This window comes from Bacteroides sp. 1001302B_160321_D4 (assembly GCF_015667765.1).
GTDB classification, from domain to species: domain Bacteria; phylum Bacteroidota; class Bacteroidia; order Bacteroidales; family Bacteroidaceae; genus Bacteroides; species Bacteroides xylanisolvens.
Window position 1 is genome coordinate 16221 of record NZ_JADPLO010000021.1, and the last position, 16241, is coordinate 32461.

10 protein-coding genes are annotated in these 16241 nt (G+C 38.0%); all 10 read right to left on the reverse strand.

What is annotated here, in order from left to right; genetic code table 11:
* Positions 1-109: 109 nt before the first annotated feature.
* Positions 110-826, reverse strand: a complete 717-nt coding sequence (locus tag KFO40_RS10245; protein ID WP_009039899.1) for a LytR/AlgR family response regulator transcription factor — start codon at positions 824-826, stop codon at positions 110-112.
* Positions 823-1932 carry a sensor histidine kinase gene (locus KFO40_RS10250; RefSeq protein WP_211146318.1) on the reverse strand — a complete coding sequence of 370 codons (1110 nt, stop codon included), beginning with the start codon at positions 1930-1932 and terminating at the stop codon, positions 823-825. The genes KFO40_RS10245 and KFO40_RS10250 overlap by 4 nt, the downstream gene beginning before the upstream one ends.
* Positions 1929-3011 (reverse strand): sensor histidine kinase, encoded by a 1083-nt coding sequence (locus KFO40_RS10255; RefSeq protein ID WP_009039901.1) that lies wholly within the window; start codon positions 3009-3011, stop codon positions 1929-1931. Before KFO40_RS10255 ends, KFO40_RS10250 begins: the two co-directional genes overlap by 4 nt.
* Positions 3012-3068: 57 nt before the next feature.
* On the reverse strand, positions 3069-5546 hold the full coding sequence (locus KFO40_RS10260; protein ID WP_211146319.1) for a TonB-dependent receptor: 2478 nt from the start codon (positions 5544-5546) through the stop codon (positions 3069-3071).
* A gap of 286 nt (positions 5547-5832) precedes the next feature.
* Entirely contained in the window at positions 5833-6375 is a 543-nt protein-coding gene (locus KFO40_RS10265) for a DUF2500 family protein (RefSeq protein ID WP_087318338.1), read from the reverse strand.
* A gap of 193 nt (positions 6376-6568) precedes the next feature.
* Positions 6569-8653 carry a beta-glucosidase gene (locus tag KFO40_RS10270; protein ID WP_151934665.1) on the reverse strand — a complete coding sequence of 695 codons (2085 nt, stop codon included), beginning with the start codon at positions 8651-8653 and terminating at the stop codon, positions 6569-6571.
* A 67-nt stretch (positions 8654-8720) separates the two neighbouring features.
* The gene (locus KFO40_RS10275; RefSeq protein ID WP_004314818.1) at positions 8721-10292 is read right to left on the reverse strand and encodes a PKD domain-containing protein; all 1572 of its coding nucleotides are present in this window, start codon (positions 10290-10292) and stop codon (positions 8721-8723) included.
* An 18-nt stretch (positions 10293-10310) separates the two neighbouring features.
* Positions 10311-11471 carry a sialidase family protein gene (locus KFO40_RS10280; RefSeq protein ID WP_004314819.1) on the reverse strand — a complete coding sequence of 387 codons (1161 nt, stop codon included), beginning with the start codon at positions 11469-11471 and terminating at the stop codon, positions 10311-10313.
* The gene (locus KFO40_RS10285; RefSeq protein WP_004314820.1) at positions 11458-12912 is read right to left on the reverse strand and encodes a RagB/SusD family nutrient uptake outer membrane protein; all 1455 of its coding nucleotides are present in this window, start codon (positions 12910-12912) and stop codon (positions 11458-11460) included. Before KFO40_RS10285 ends, KFO40_RS10280 begins: the two co-directional genes overlap by 14 nt.
* A 19-nt stretch (positions 12913-12931) precedes the next feature.
* Positions 12932-16216 (reverse strand): SusC/RagA family TonB-linked outer membrane protein, encoded by a 3285-nt coding sequence (locus KFO40_RS10290; protein WP_049702456.1) that lies wholly within the window; start codon positions 16214-16216, stop codon positions 12932-12934.
* Positions 16217-16241 lie beyond the last annotated feature (25 nt).

The following is a 16241-nucleotide window of genomic DNA, read 5'->3' on the forward strand; positions in this document are numbered from 1 at the left end:
AAATGATAAGAACAAACATATTTGCATATATTCGCACTTCACTTTATCTTCTTATTTATATTTCAAATTGAAAAAATGCAGAAACATTGAATAATACTACATCACGATCTCACACTCTTTGTTTCATCACAAACCCCTCAAAGAAGTCGTCGCGATAACTGTTACCGATAGCTATTTCATACGATTTTATGAATATATCATTATTGTCAAATGATTCGATGTGACCGGTATTGACAATATATGACTTATTCACTCGCAGGAAGGTTGATTTGGGTAACAAATCGAATATGGCTTTCAAACTCATACGGGTGATAATACGTTGATCGCTAAGTTGGATTATAACGTAATCTTTCAATCCTTCAATGAAGAGAATATCGGAGAAGTTGACTTTAAAATACCGGCGTTCTGCTTTCACAAAAAAATAGTCGGCAGTAACCACTGTTTCGATGGCTTCTTTCTCTTCTTTCAGTAACAAAGAATGGTAAGACAAAGCCTTATCCACAGCTTTTTGAAAACGCTCCGCTTCAACAGGCTTAATCAAATAATCTATCGCATCCACTTCGTAACTGTCCAGTGCATACTCTGTGTAGGCTGTGGTAAAAATGACCAGTGTTTTCTTTGAAATCGTACGTGCAAACTCAATTCCTGTAATCCCTGGCATCTGAATGTCAAGAAAAACCAAATCAGTCACATGTTGCTCCATGAAATCGGAAGCAGTGGACGCACTATTAAAACTCCCGATTAATTGAAGGTTACTCGATTCTTCTATCAATAGCTTCATGGCTTCACGTGCCAATGGTTCATCGTCTACAATAATACAATTCATAATGTTATACTTAAAATTACAGTATACTTATTTTCATTCTCTATCTGCTTCAGCTCATACCGACCGGGATACAACAGCCCCAATCTGCGTTGAATATTCACAAGTCCTATCCCTCCGACTTTACCTTTACTAACGGCAACTTCCGGTGTGGAATTCTCGCATCGAAACTCTAATCTATCATTATCAACTTTAAACGAAACGTGCACATACGAAGGATGCTCGCTGTCAAAACTATGCTTTACCGCATTCTCCACAAAAGGAATAAACAATAACGGCTGAACCCAAATGGAATCTGTCTCTCCATGTTCCTCCATCGTAAACTGAAAATTATCACGACGGATCTTTTCCAGATTCAGATAATCATTTAAGAAACGGATATCCGATGCTAACGAGACTCTTTCTCGCGAACTGTCATTTATCTGATAGCGCAATAAATCCTCTAATTTGAAAAGTACTTTGGATGCTTCTTCCGGATTTCTCTTTATCAGGACATTGGCATTATTCAGCATATTAAAAAGAAAATGCGGATTAATCTGATTTTTAAGAAACTTCAGTTCCGACTGTAAAGTCGTGGATTCCAGTTCATCAATACGCAGGTTGTAGCGTAGCCAATGCATGAACAATGAGATAGCTGCAGAGCCTGCCATGACAAAGCCAATGGTCAGTATGCCCGAAAAAGCATTGATAAAAGTGGCAAAGCCATTGGGATCTTTTCCGGGCAGAATCACTTCAAAAAGCAAACCTTGGGTAACTGAAAGAAAAGTAATGACTGTTATATTTGTAATGACTGCCATCAACACATAACTACCCCAACGATTCTTCAACAGGAAATAAGGAACCAATACATACAGGTTTATATATATCACCATATTCATAGAAGCAAAATATGCCAGACATCCGCCCAGTCGCCTCCCAAAAGAGACTGTTTGTAAAGGCTCATACCAAAGGACATTGATTGTTATCAAAACAACAACCAATTGCAGCAGCAAATGCCTGTATATCCGATAACGGGGACTCAATAGAAATGCAGTGACACTTTTATCATTCATGTTTCTATCAGTGGTATTTTTATTGAAGTCATTACCATGATTGGTATCCATACTCATGACTCACCTCCTTTCAGTTCCAGCCATATACTGCCGACAGCCAATGACAATCTGTAACGGCTTCCATACAAAATATCCAATCTTTGTCTGATTCTTTCCAGCCCTTTATCGGACGACAAGAGATTTACTTCAGGACAAGCGCAAGCGAAAATAATCGTACCCTTTTCCGCTTTCAAATGAGTTTTCAATGAAACAGGAGGCTGTATCTGTTGCTCGTCTATTGCTTTGACTATATATTGTACAAAAGGGATGAAAAGCAAAGGTGGTACCAACATTCTATTCACTTCGCCTTCGGAAGTAAATTCATAGTAAAATTGTGGTCGGGAGGTCTGTTCCAATGTCAGGTAATTAGTAAGAAATGTAATTTCGCTACTAAGCAAGACTTTGGCCCTATTGCAGTCATACAACTGATAGCGGAGAAGTTGGCTTAACTTCATCAACATCTTTGAGGCTGTTTCCGGCTCACTCAACGTTAATTCTCCCGATTGGTGCAATGTTTTAAAAAGAAGTTCAGGGCTGATCTGTTCTTTTAACCGTTCCACTTCAGAAACGACATGGGCTTTCTCCATTTGTGAAACACGCCGGTTGTTAATCATCCACTCTTTCAGAAGAACTGTCATCGTACCTCCTATCATACACAGCGTAGATAACATAAAAGAAGAAATATAGTCCACTACCATGTGCATCGAAAAATAAGAACCTCGCGCATGGAGTTCCGGCCAATAGGAATATGCCATGTATTCTATTGACATCTGTATCAACAGAGCTACGATCATCGCAGCAGAAAGCAATGACAAATAGGTCAGATAATGTCTCTTCAACAAATATTTCGGAAAGAGTTGGAAAAGATTCAAGTAGATAACCGCTACATAAGTGAGCAGGTAAAGAAAGGTAAATGTGTAAATCCATCCGCCCAATATATCCTTATAATCCAAAAAGATAATAAAGACCTGATTGAAAGAGATCGTCCCCAGCACCAGGATAAGTACCAAATACCGCATCCATCGTAAGTCCGGACTAACGAGAAATCGATATAAAAAGGTAGATTCACTACCTGTTGCAAGTGTTTCAGTTGTCATACGCTTTATTGGGGACGAAGATAAAACATTTTTCCGGTTAGACTCTATACCGTATCTCTAAAATTCAAGTTTATAACTCACATTCGTCAATATCGTAGAATTGTCGCTGACATCTATTTTTCCAGTTTTCACATTATATTCATGACCGTAATGTTCTTTAGCACCCGTAAAATTAAGTCCTTTCACTGCAAATTCATGTGATACTTTTCTCTTGTTGATACGATAACTGACAGTATAATTACCAATCAACATAGGAGAATATTGTTTTGAGAAAGCTTTCGTTTCGTCATATTGCACTTCTTTATCCGGATGATTCATCGTTGCCTCCAAGTCAATCGGAGAATATCGATCACCACCTTGCAAGGTTAGTTTCAGGTTGACACTAAGTATGTTCTGTTTATTTCTTCCCAACATCCATTCTTTACCGATGAGTCCGTTTATCACATAATTACGGTTAAACTTCGTGTTATACCACACACCGTCCCCACCCCGGTAACGGGAATCAAACCAAGAACCCGAAATCATATAATAAAGTCCTTTCTCCAAAAAACGTTCGAAGGTAATGTCTATTCCCACATTGCGTCCTCTTCCTTTATTGACCAACGCATCTTCCACATAAAAATCAGAACGGTTAAGTACGGAGTAAGAACTATCCGCCATTACTGGGACATCATGCAAAAACTGGATATATGGTTCTATCTTCAGATTCATGCTATCAGAAATCTTGTAACCGAATGATAACATAATGTGCTGTGCTTTTGTAAAATCAAGATCTTTATTGACGGATTGATTGCCTGTACTTTTCGTTTTAACAAAATATACATCCATCTTTTCCATGCGACTGTACATTCCATAAGCCAACGCAAAGGTTGCTTTTGGAGTAGCTTGCCACTTCAGGCCAACCCGTGGTTCTACAGACCATTTATTGTTCAGAGTCAGAAGCTGTCCATAGATTCCGGCATTAAGGGTCCAACGCTCTGTTAATCCCACCGATGAACTATTGTAGGCTGAAATCAGACTTGTATTACCTTTTCCTTGAGATACAATTTCCAGTGGTTCGGCTTCATAAGGAGCAATGGAAAGATCCATTTTGTAGAACATATTGGTATAGGTGAATCCTGTCTTGTTCGTAAAACGGTTACTGAATTTACGATTAAAGGTAGTGGTAAATATCAGGTTGGTATATTTTGAATCAAGATCCATATAAGGAGTAGACTCCATCGAATGGTTGAACAAGGTTGCTCCTCCGTCGAGTTGCGAATAGGTAGCGGCTATCGTGGTCTTCAATGATGCGTCATTATTAAAGAAATAACGATGGCTGACACCTCCGGCTGCCATATATTGCTTGTCTCTTGATTCACTGCGGTCGCCCCAATAATCCCATTTCTCTGTGTTCTTTTCAAAATCACTGGTGAACTTATCAATCAGGCTCGTTCCCCAAACAGAGAATGTTCCGGCTTTCCGTGTCGGAAAGTTGAGTTTGAGGTTCAGGTCCTGATAATCCATCGTTCCTCCTTCAAGATTCAGAAGGCCGGTTGTAGAATAACGGTAATTGAAAATATACGATGCTTTATGTTTCTTGCTCAAAGGGCCTTCGGAAGCGACATCGATTCCCATAATTCCCACCTGAATGGTATTTTCGTTCTTTTGGTTGTTGCCGTTACGCAATTTCATGTCAAAAACTCCGGATACGGCATTTCCATATTCGGCAGGAAATGCTCCTGTGAAAAAATCAGAGTTTCCAAGCACTTGTGAACTTAGAGAGGAAAGGATTCCTCCACCCAACGTAGCGATGTCCGCAAAATGATTCGGATTAGGAATTTCGACATCCTCCAGTCTCCATTGTAACAGATGTGGGGCATTGCCATGAATAGAAATTCCATTGGAAGAAACGCTGGGAGCTACTCCGGCAAAAGCGGAAACCAAACGTGCGGGATCATCAAATCCACCTGCATAACGGCTCGCTTCTTCTACACTCAACATACGTGCTCCGGTAGTAGCCATCTTATTCATTGCTTCTTCCTTGTTCGTCCGCGCACGAATTATCACTTCGTTTAATTCGTTCACGCTTTCTTTCAAAGGTATTTCCAAATATATTTCCTTGGCGGAGGTCACCAGTATTTCTCTGAAAATGCCCGGTTCATATCCCATAAACGCAGCTTCTACGGTATGTCGGCCGACAGGAACCTGCGGTATACTGAAACGACCAAGACTGTCTGTTATCGTACCCGCCCCCTCTTTTTCAGATAGCTTTACTGTTGCATACGGTATCGGAAACTTCGAGTCTCCATCTATAACAATTCCACGGATGGTCTGCACCGGACGTCCTTTCCGTCCTGTTGTCTGGCTGAATACTGTTACAGACACAAATAAAGCGATCAATAATAGAATCCATCCGCCATAACGATATATTTTCCGGGAAAGTTCTTCACTTAGAACTTTTTCAAAAGTTTTGAGCACTGTCCCACACTCATCTAAAGAGACGCCGGACTGAATAGATATTTTCTCTAATAATCTAGTTTTATTCATCTTCATGATTTTATTCCATTTTTATTTCGTCACGAAGATAAGGGAGAGATCAGCACTAATTTTTCAAATGAGACGAACGCGTCCCATTTGTAGACTAAATGCAAAATTAGCAAGATGAAAAATAAAAGAAAAGAAAAATGAATGAAGAAAATAACGACAAAGATGTGAAGGCTAACGATTAATCTAACGATAAGCTGCGCAACTTCCACTTTGAAAGCAGCCTCACCTTTTAATAAAAGTCACATCGCTTTTAAAGAATATATAACCCATTCTAAAGGTGGTGTGACTTTCATTAAAGTCCTTTGGTAATTACAGGCAACCCAAATAAGCCCTTTTGCAAAGTCAGAATCTTCGGCCGACCTGTCTTTATCTTATTATAAGTAGAAGGAGATACATGCAATGTTTCTACATTCCCATTTTCAAAAGCTACCTGCAAATAATATTCTTTACGAACGCCATCCGACACATAACGATGTCTGCCGACTCTACGGGTTTTCTTGTGTGTTTCCACATATTTTTTCTGTACCATGACTTTCTCTTCATGCGTGGAAGCAGAATCGGCGAACCAGTAATTCCCCCCAAGAAACAAAACACAACTGATAGCACCGACACAAACCAAATGGCAACAACAATTAATTACTTTATTATCCATTGTTGTCAGCCAAATCCATCCTTTATAGAAAGGAATTGTTGCTATCACTATTATAAGTGCCACTCCAACAGGTATCCACCAGGCAGCCAATGTATCTTCGTATACTACATAGGCAACTCCACATGAAATCATAATCACGAGAATCATCAGGATACGAAGTGTATTAATAAATATAATTTTCATGATATTGTAATATATGTCTGCAAATATACAGAATTGGCCAAATAAATAAGACAACTCCACCATTAAATAATAAATGAATGAGATATTATCAAAAAAACTACAATCTAAATAATTATCAGACTGTAGTTTTATTAATTTATGCTTAAAGGCAAATTCTATCATCGGCATCCACAAAGTAGCCCTAAAAGTATTCCTATTCTTTTATAAAAGAAAGAGTTTGATTTATATGCCTGGAGGATGTTCCTAGAAAAATTGTATATTGTCCAGTATTTGTTTTCCAACTATGTGTCTGATCATCCCAAAAAGCTAAATCCTTGGAAGTTATTATAAACTCAAGGATTCGATTTTCCCCAGGTTTCAAGGATACTTTCTCAAATCTTTTTAGTTCTTTTTCGGGACGTAATACACTTGGCTGGTTCTCTTTGATATATAATTGTACCACCTCAGCTCCTTCACACTTACCTGTATTCGTAAGAGTAACAGAACATTTTATAGTCTGTTTATCATTCATCTTGTTAGATGATAATCGTGGTTTTGTCAAAGCAAATGTTGTATAGGATAGTCCATATCCAAAAGGATAAAGCGGTTCTATCTTCTTTGTATCATACCACCTATATCCAACTAATACATCTTCCTTATAATTGACATCATACACATTAATAAGATGCTCATTTTTAAGCTCATTATAGAGTGATGCCCCTTGTGGCAAATATCCCCATGCCGGTGAATCTTTAAATGACCTTTCTATAGTCATTGGTAATTTTCCTGATGGATTTACTTTTCCGATAATAATATCAGTAAGTGCTTCAAATCCAGATTGTCCTCCATACCAACCATAAATCAAAGCTGCTAATTGTTCGTTCCATGCTGACATATCAATCGCAGCCCCAGTATTGATAATAGCAATAGTGTTAGGATTATTTTTAGTGATATAGCGCATAAATGATTCGTCTTCCCTAGGTAAAGCAAACGGACGTTCTACGGCTTCTTTATCCCGTGTACCCATGCTCAATAAAACAACATCAGCCTCTTTTATCTCTGCCACAGTAGGCTTTTCAATATAATATACAGTTCGCCCAAAGACTTTCTGCAAAGCATCAATCAGACTTACATTATTATACCCTATCACTTCTGCCGCACCATAGCCACGAGGTATTTCATATACAAATTTACCGGTTAATAATATTTTTCTATTTTTTGTAGGATCAAGCGGTAAAATTTCATTCCTGTTTTTAAGTAATACCACACCTTCTTCTGCAACTCGCCTCGCAGTCTGCTCATGTTCAGGATATTTACTTAACAAAGTCGTGTCATACTTAGGCCTGCTATAAAATCCCATAGCAACACAAGTAGCCAAAGTGGGCCGTATCATATCGTCTAAATCCTTCTCTGTTATTTTCTTTTCATGATATAAATCCAATACTGATACTCCAAAATTATATGACCCCGGCATTTCCAGATTTTGACCTGATTTAATAACCTTTTCCAAATCCCACACAGAGTTCCAGTCACTCATAACCAACCATTTAAATCCCAGCTTTTCTCTAAGAATCTTCTTTATTACATACGAACTTTGTCCTGCCCATTCGCCATCGATCTGATTATAAGAAGTCATTACAGACATAGCTCCTGCATCTATCCCAGCTTTAAAACCCGGCAAATAGATTTCATTCATAGCACGTTCTCCGATAATGGAATTACTCCGTTTACGATAAAATTCAGTATTATTCCCGTAGAAATGCTTTAAACATGCCGCTGTACCCGTACTTTGAAGTCCGGTCACATATTGACTGACCATTTGAGATACCAAATAGGGATCTTCTCCAAAATATTCAAAATTTCTGGCACATTGAGACTGTCGATAGATATTTAATCCGGGACCTAACAAAACCTCAATTCCTCCAGCTCTACATTCTTCTCCAATAGCTTTAGCATATTGGTAAGATAACTCCGGTGAAAATGTTGAGGCTAGCAAAATGGGAGAAGGAAAAGCTGTTGAACGTTCCAGTTGCTTTACAACGTTAGGATCAGGCAAATTATTCCGGATATTAACCCCTTGTGTCGCATCCGACAAATAAACAGGAAGTATTCCTTTTTCTTCAAAACCTTTGATAAAAAACTTATTATAGCCCCTAACCATGAGCGCTTTTTCCTCAATTGTCAGCTTCTTTAATAATTCATCCGCCTTCTTGTATGCTTCACTTGTCTCCATTACCTGTTGTGCATATAAACCAATGCAATTTACAAGCATGAAAATCAATAAAAAAAGTTTTTTCATATTCTGATATTAATTGAATGTGGAACTTCTCTTTTACTAATTAAAAGAGAAGTTCCACAATTAGTTTTTAGTTATTGTATAAATCTTGTATTTCTTCTTCTGACAATATTCTGTTATACAAAATAAAATCATCCAGATAACCATTCAAGAAGTTCTCAGGTGCAAATTCTCCATTAGTAAATCGATAGTTACAACCAATATAGTATGGCCAATTATCTACCACCTTGTCAACAACCCCTTTCTTTTCAATAACTTTCTGCCCATCTATATACAAATAACTATCTCTTTTTCCATCCACTTTCTTATAAATACATACATAGTGATGCCATTCACCGTCATCCATTCGTTTACCTTCATATTCAGCCCAGTTTCCCGCTTTTCCCTTGTATTCTACACAGAAAACAACAGTTTTACCACTGGTATCAAGTCTAAACCAACTTTGTCTGGGCACAGGATCGGTATAAGTAGCACCAGGTCCCACACCTTGATGAAAGACTGCATTCTTAGCTGTCATATTTGAAACCTTCACCCAAAATGCAACTGTAAATTCACTATCCGTATAATGATTCTTCAATCCTTCTTCAGGAATAGACAAAATTGAATAATTTTGCTTGTCGCCTTGGAAGTGTGCTGCAAATCGACATTCAGCACTTTCTCCGGAAAAGCGCGCCTGAGAATTATATACACTGGAACCAGCTCCTGCCGTAAGTTCCTCAGGATTCAATTGATTTGGACCTGCATCTTTATTATCACCATCGAATGGCAAATACAATACTAACTTTTCTGCAGAAACAACATATACATAACCTTCTTTCTCTTTCGTAGAGCTATTTACTGAGTTTTTAGCTTTCAACGTCACTTTGTATTTTCCTGGATTATTATATTGCACTACAGGATTTTGTTCTACAGAACTGGCTGGAGTACCTCCTTCAAATGTCCATTCCCATTCTTCAACCGTTCCTAATGTCTTATCCAAGAAGTTAATATATCCCCCGGCATAAGTATTCCGGCATTGTGCACCAAAATCAGCGGCAATCGCATTTTTATCAATAACAGTAATATAATCCTCTCTTACTTTGTCCGAAGACGCTTTGGGATTCTTAGCTGTCAATTTAATAGTATAGATTCCCGGAGAAAGTGTCATTTGTGGATTTTGTTCTGTTGAAGTGATAACTGCTCCACCTTCTTTAGGTGTGAAACTCCATAACCACTCATTCGGATAGCCTTTGGACAAATCTTTAAAAGAAATAACATCTTCATTTGTAGCAGTAGTTTTATCTGCAGAGAAGTCAACAGTTATCTGCGACGGATAGTTAACAGTAATATATTGTTCCTTCACCATTTCGTTTGCTTCTTCTCCGCGTCCGACAGACAAGGTAACCGAATAAACTCCAGGCTTATTATATACAACATTAGGACTAAATAAGATTGAGGTTTCTGGTTCTCCACCTTCGAACCGCCAATTCCATTTAGAAGGTTCACCAGTAGATATGTCTTTGAAAGTAATACTTTCTCCGATTGTGACTTCCTGAAGATCTGATTCGAAAGCAGCTTGCAAGGACTGCAAATCATCTTCAGAACAAGCCAATAACAATATCACAACAATACACTGTAATAAATATATAGTTTTTCTTTTCATATCAGTAATGTATTAAATTCATTGTATTGATTTTATGCTAACAACTTTAAATGCCAGCCCATCCGTATATCGTTTTTCTCCTCCCTCATAGATAATAGCAATCTGTGAATCAGAGAGCTCAACTATATCAGAGTAACCAGAGTTACCTTCATAAACTGTATATTGTCCCTTCCAGTTTTTCCCATTATCCGTACTTTTTTTGATAGTCATATTAATACGTTCCGTAGCGGAAGCAGCATTCGAAAGAAAAACAGCTCCTCCTATTGATAATATACTACCCTGACACTTACAGTCTATTTGATCAATGCTAATTTGAGGTGAAGACCAAGTAAGTCCTCCATCTATGCTAGTACAACTTTTCCGATAAAAGCCTTCATCTGCTCTCATATTCAACATTAACGTTCCCTCTCCTATCTCGGCTACAGAACATTCTCCAACACCACCGACAGGAGTAGGTTCTCCTGGTTTCCATGTTTTTCCGTAATCATCAGAATAAATGATATGAGAATAACTCGTGACCTTTCCACTCTCCCGAGTTGTAAAATAGTTTGGAGCAACTAATCTTCCTTTATGTATTCCCTTTTGAATCTGAATACCATGGCACGGACCGGTAGCATACCAATCCCATTTTTCTTTTTTTACAGAAGAAGTTATTTCAACTGGTTGCGCCCAAGTAATGCCGTCATCATCAGAATATGTATAGTACGGACGTCGGCTGTCTTCTCCGGTACCATTGGTTATTGCCCCCCATTTATCAGTCTGGAAATTCCAAGTCATAAGCAGATGTATTCTACCTCTGTCGTCAACAATAGGCACGGGATTTCCACAAGTGTTTTGTCCATCATTCCATATCGTAATCTGTTTACTCCATGTTTTTCCATTATCCGACGAACGTTTGACTACAAGATCTATATCTCCGCTATCTCCATTACTTCGAGCTTTTCTAGCTTCAGCAAAAGCTAATAAAGTATTGCTTTTACTTTTAACAATAGCAGGTATTCGATAGAGTTCAAAACCATCCGTCCCTTGATTATAAATATAGTTGAATTCGGACGAAGGCACTTCTTCTTCCGGTGGAACAGGAGTTGGGTTTCCTTGTGTCTCATCATCTTTTTGACAAGCCTGTGTAAACATACTTGTAAAAAGAAATACGCATGTAATAATCTTATAGGTTTTCATATCCTTGAGTTTGTTTTAAATTAGGATTGATATTTATATCGCTCAATGGGATTGCAAGATATAATGGAATGATAATATTATCATCGACTTTTTTCTTTAAGTTCGGGACCTCCTGATAAACATCAATCGTTCCACCATAATGAAATCTAAGAAGATCGGGCCATCTTTTTCTCTCAAGATATAACTCTCTTGCACGCTCGTTCAGAATTTCTTTCTCCACTGCTATTTTATTGGTACTTCCATTATAAGTTCCAATCTTGGCACGGTCTCTGACTCTATTCAGTTCAATAATAGCCTGTGGTGTTTGATTTAACGCCGCATAAGCTTCTGCTTTAAATAAATACATCTCTGCAAGCCGATATATAACTATATCTGAGTCATAGGTGCGATCTCCTTCTGTTTTTGTTCCCTTCATCTTATTATCAAAAGTCCCTATTTCATTTCCGTCCGCATCCTTTGCAGTGATATAAGAGTCTTTGGTTCTGATATCTGCCGGATTTGCATTAAAAAGACCTATCAAAAACGGACTTGGTGCATAAGTGCTGCGAGCTCCTCCTTTAGCATAAGGAATTTCATCCTTATTGACCGCCTTTTCTACAAAAACATCTCTTGGCTTCAGACTCTGACTATACTGAGCTTCCTTTTCATAAATTTCGAAATGGATAGTCCATATCACTTCTTTCCCATATTTAGTTCCATAAATATCTGCAAAGTTATCTTCCAGTGAAAGTCCTTTACTTGCCAAATCCGCATAAGTTATGACATCTTTCAAATCTTGTTCCGATCCATTCATCACTTTTGCTTTCCATAGCAAAATATCGGCTTTCAATGCATAGCATGCCGGCTTCGATGCCCTTCCTTTTCCATTTGCATAACTTTCTTCCGGAAAAAGATCAATTGCCGTATTTACATCACTTAGAGCACGTGCCAAAACTTCCTCCGCGGGTTCTCTTGCTAACTTAGGCTTATTTGAACTTTCTGTCGGTTCCAGTTCCAAAGGGGCATCCCCCCATATCCGGGCAATACAGAAATACATATACCCTCTGATACAATACGCCTCTGCCAATAATCTGTTTTTATCAGCCTCTACACCAAAATCTATTCCGGGAGTATACTTCAGCAACATATTACAATGTTGTATTACAGAGTAATAGCTCGACCAGCTATAACCATTTTGCGATGTGAGGTTTTGCGCCCATAAATTAGAAGGGCCACCTTCCAGCCCTGTTGTAAAGGCATCTCCTCTGTCTTCAAAATGAAGAGTAGAATTCGATGTATCGCGCAATTTGGTATAAATACCAATCATATAACTTTCTACATCGCCTTTTGTATTCCAGTATCCATCTCCGGTAATGCTTGAAACAGTATCTACATCCAGTAAGTTACACGAATGTAACAAGAATAAAGAAATGCCTAATAGTATTGATTTAAATTGTTTCATAATTATGAGTCTTATTTAATTAGAAATTAATTTTTACTCCCATGTTATATTGTCTGGGTCTCGGATAAATGCCATAGTCAACACCAGTATATATTTCAGGAAACATGCCATCATATTTTTTTATATAACCAATATTATACGCTCCTGCAAAAACTTCCACAGCACTGAGTCTCATCTTTCTAATCCAAGATAATGGCAACATATAACTTAAAGACACTTCCCTGAATGCCAGGTAATCTCCCTTGCTAAAATACAAGCTATTATTAGTACTACCACTTGCAGAGCTCCCGATCTGATTATCCCATCTCATATGATTTCTATATTGATAATCATAGTCGCTCTGAACAGTATATTTAGGATATTTGCTCCCATCATTCGCACTCTGCCAAGAATTGGTCATTGCCTCTTTGATGGCATTATTATTATTACGTGAGCTACCCATTATCTGTCCTTTGAAGCCATTGTCTATTACATGCCCCATAGCCCAGTCCATAACGATCCGTACAGTTAGTCCTTTGTATTTCAATGTATTAATAATTCCTCCGACTTTATCAGGACGAACATATCCCATGAAAATCATGTCTTTTGAGTCCAATTGTCCATCATTATTTACATCTTCAAATATTGCATCTCCCGCATGTTTCTTTCTTCCTTGTGCGTTCGGGTCATTAGGTGCCTTGGCCGCTTCTTCTTCAGTCTGATATGTTCCCAAGTAATGAAAAGCCCATCTTCCGCCAAATCTCTCACCTTCGGCAATACCACCCACTTTTTTTGTCCCTCCAGTTGCAGGATCATAAACAAAATTTCCTCCTACACGATGCTTTTCTTCTCCATTATCCGGTAAGTCTACTACCACTCCTTTGTTATAAGCAAATGTCAACCCTAAATCCCATGAGAAATCTTTAGTTTGAATAGGAGTAGCATTCAACTCAATCTCTACTCCGGAGTTTCTAACAGATCCATAGTTACTCTTAATGGAACTAAATCCGGTAGAACTCCATAAAGGTTCATCATACAATCTGTCAAATGTCAGTTTGTTGTAATAGTCGATTAACAGTCCTAATCTATTATTGAAAAAGCCCAAATCAACCCCGATGTCATAGGATTCTGTTGTTTCCCAGCGCAACTGCGAATTTTTCAATGTTGTATTTAATATACCGACAGAGCCCTGATAGTTGGTATCTGTAATCTTATATTCTCCTCTCGAATTAGCCACACTCAAATTGTTGTTACCTGTGCGCCCCCAACTAGCACGCCATTTCCAACGACTAACGATAGCTTCCAATGGTTTATAGAAGTTTTCCCGATGCATATTCCACCCAGCAGATACTCCCGGGAAAAATCCCCATTTATTATCTTCCGCAAATCGCGAAGAACCATCGGCACGCATACTAATAGAGAAAAGATATTTGCCATTATAATCATAATTTACACGTCCGAAATAACTCAAAGTGGCTTCCATTGTTTTAGTTGAACTTGCCCGCTGAGTACTATCTGCCGTTGCATTTAATGTCGGAATTAAATCTATGGAGGAACCACTGCCACTTGCAGAAAGCCTATAACTATAATCATGAGTATAGCTGGCACCTGCTACGACTCCAATATTATGATCTTTCACTTTCTTATCATACGAGAGCACTAAATCTCCCTGCAAATGCCTGTCAAAATTATGTTTGGCAGAAGCCGGACGAATTGTATTTCCGGTTGTTTCATTATCTGCCTGAAAATAATTTTCTATACCTTCCGTACCGAAATAATAGGCTGTAGGCTTTAATATCAAGCCAGGCAGAATATTCCAAATTGCACCTAATTGGAAAGTTGTCCTATATACATTGGTATCATCATAGTTAGTCTTATAATAAATTTCATGCAATCTGCTTCTGAAAGAAGAAATTCCTTCACCCGGAGCCGGAGTTCCATCTTCATAATACAAGCGGTAAGTTGGTGGAGTCAATATGCTTCGTGATATGGTATTAACTGTATTTCCACCTCCTACAGCATCTCTCACCTGCAAACTAGCTTTAGTAGACAGACTCCATGCTTCACTCAATTTATAGTTTCCATTAAACAAAACGCTGTAATTCTTATAATTCGTACCTCGAAGAATACCATCCTGATTCAAATATCTTAATCCTACATAATAGTTAATAGCTTCCGTCCCTCCACTAATGCTCAAATCTATTTCATGCTTCTGCCCAGTTGTAAAGGTGGCTTTCTGAAAGTCATTATCCTGAAAAATAAGTTGTTTACCTGTAACAGGATCTGCCATTGTCTGCCATCCTTCGTTTTCCAACAAGTTACTGACATAACCTTGACCATACTTTTGAAGATAAACATCCAAAAACTCAAGCGTATTCTTTGAGTTTCTAGGATTTCCGGTTGACATACCAAATGAACCGCTCAAAAATTTAGCCTGATCTTCTTTTCCATTATAAGTTAAGTCTGCCTGATTAAATTTGGCAATATTCGAACGAGATAATGTTATATAATCCCGTGCATTCAATAATGGGATTCGCTGAGGTTGTTGTTCCACTCCGTATGTGTATCGCAGACTCACAACAGGTTTCCCTTTCTGACCGGATTTAGTCTTGACAAGAATAATACCATTGGCTGCTCTGGAACCATAGATAGCAGTAGAAGCAGCATCTTTCAAGACCTCTATAGATTCTATATCTGCCGGATTCATATCTGATATATTTCTAAAACCTTGTGATATTATACCATCAATAATTATTAAAGGTGTATCACTTTCCGGCGAAGTTGAACTTCCTCCACGAATAAATAATTGAGGATCAGCTCCAGGCTGCCCACTAGAAATCTGTAAAGACAGACCAGGCACTTTTCCTTGTAACTGTAATAATGGATTCTGTCCGGGTGCCTTCTGGAATTCTTCCTTATTTATCTTAGAAATAGAATTGGTTATTAATGCCCTTGATTGTTTTCCATAGCCTATAGCTACAACTTCATCAAGCAATACAGAACTCTCTTTCAAAACAATGACAATATTTCTACGCCCTTTGACTGCAATTTCTTTTGTTTCCATTCCTACAAAAGAAACAATAAGAGTAGCGTCAGGAGAAACCATTATTGAGAATTCACCGGACGCATTGGTAATGGTACCTTTATCTACTCCTTTTACAGAAATTGAAACTCCGGGCAATTCTACCCCAGTTTGATCCTGTACTATACCAGAAACTTTAATTTCTTTAGAACTGATATCATCTGCTTGAATATTTAGGGAAATAAATAAAAAAGCAAATAACACCGATAATATTTTATTCGTATGCTTTATTGAGTTTTTCATAAAATATAAAATTAAAATTTGAAAA